The organism is Bartonella sp. TS25HLJMH (assembly GCF_042193505.1).
GTDB lineage: Bacteria > Pseudomonadota > Alphaproteobacteria > Rhizobiales > Rhizobiaceae > Bartonella > Bartonella grahamii.
On the sequence record NZ_JBHILV010000111.1, the window covers coordinates 307 to 570 of the forward strand.

Annotated in this window: 1 protein-coding gene; it reads right to left on the minus strand. The window is 33.0% G+C overall.

All coding sequences use genetic code 11. The features are described 5' to 3' along the window. Positions 1-240: hypothetical protein (locus ACFINF_RS09530; protein WP_375620631.1), on the minus strand; the 240-nt coding region annotated here is incomplete at its 3' end. Positions 241-264 lie beyond the last annotated feature (24 nt).

Sequence of the window (264 nt, forward strand, 5' to 3'; positions counted from 1 at the left end):
TTCAATTTCTATATTTTGGGCATTGAGATAATTATATGCTCCTTCTGATAGTTTTTCTTCTGTATCTGCTGCATGCGTTTCAAAAACACCATTGTGGAAAGAAGAAATAATACCATTCTCATCAACCCATTTTCCATCAATTCCAGTTGGCATATTTGAGTTATAATATCGCGAAAAGTTACAGGCACTTAACAGCAAGGCGGTAATTGTCAGACATAAAATATGATAGGTCTGTTTCATTTATTGCACTCTATATTAGATTAT